This is a genomic window from Pseudomonas sp. D4002 (genome assembly GCF_013385665.1).
Classification (GTDB): domain Bacteria; phylum Pseudomonadota; class Gammaproteobacteria; order Pseudomonadales; family Pseudomonadaceae; genus Aquipseudomonas.
This window is the reverse complement of sequence record NZ_JACAPN010000027.1, coordinates 1-1,347: the sequence shown is the minus strand read 5'-3', so window position 1 is coordinate 1,347 and position 1,347 is coordinate 1. Positions and strand designations below refer to the sequence as shown.

Sequence of the window (1,347 nt, the reverse complement as noted above, 5' to 3'; positions counted from 1 at the left end):
AAATCACTGCTGAGCGCGACGAGTTGGGCCGCGTCACCCGCTACGAATACGCCGATGGTCTGCACCTGATCAGCCGCCGGATTAATCCGGACGGCACGCAGCTTAAATACCGTTATGACAATGTTCGGTTGTTACTGACCGAGATTGAAAACGAGGTCGGCGAAACCTATCGGCTCGACTATCACGCCAACGGCCTGATCCAGCAGGAAACCGGGTTTGATGGGCGCCGCACCGCCTATGCCTACGACCTCGCCGGGCATCTGCTGGAAAAGACCGAATACGGCGATGACGGCAGTCAGTTGGTTACCGGTTATGCGCGCGATGCTGCCGGTCGCCTCGTAAGAAAAACCCTGCCCGACCGCAGCATTGTCGATTACACCTACGACCGCCTCGGCAATCTCCTCAGCGTCGACGACGGTCATTGGCCGCTGCATTACGAATACGACCTGCAAAACCGCCTCACCGCCGAACACCAGGGCTGGGGCACGTTGCGCTATGGATACGACGAATGCGGCCAACTCGAAAAACTACGCCTTCCGGATAACAACCGCCTCACCTTTCACCACGACAAAGGCGGCGACCTCGCCACCGTCGAACTCAACGGTAACCTGCTCACCTCGCACCTGTTCAAATCCGGCCGCGAACATCAGCGCCAGCAAGGCCAACTCCTCAGCCACTACCACTACGACGACCAGGGCCGCCTGCACGCCCACGCCATCACCCAACAGGAACAACGCCACCAGCGCCGCCAATACGACTACGACAAACGCGGCAACCTGACCCGCATCCTCGACACCCGCAAAGGCCAGCACGACTACCACTACGACCCACTCGACCGACTGACCCGCGCCAACCACTCGCACGACCTGCAGGAACGCTTCGTCCACGACCCGGCGGGCAACCTGCTGATGCAAGACCGCGTAGGGCCCAGCGTCGTCAAAGGCAACCGCTTGTTGATGCAAGGCGACCGTCATTACGACTACGACGCTTTCGGCAATCTGCTGCGCGAACGCCGGGGCCGGGCTCAACAGTTGGTTACCGAATACCGCTACGACTGTCAGCATCGCCTGATCAGCGTCACCCAACCGGACGGCACCCAGGCCAGTTATCGCTACGACCCGTTTGGTCGGCGTATCGCCAAAACGATAAAAAGCCAAACCACCGAGTTCTTCTGGCAAGGCGACACGCTGATTGCCGAACACAGTGCTGATCACCACCAGAGCTACCTCTACGAACCCAACAGTTTTCGCCCGTTAGCGCTGCTGAAAGGCTACGGCCCGGAAGACGCAAAACCCTTCCACTACCAACTCGACCACCTCGGCACCCCACAAGAACTCACCGCCCCCG

Annotated in this window: 1 pseudogene; it reads left to right on the top strand. The window is 59.9% G+C overall.

The window, feature by feature from the left end:
• Positions 1-1,347, top strand: a pseudogene (locus HX824_RS32995) (RHS repeat protein); the annotation flags it as partial.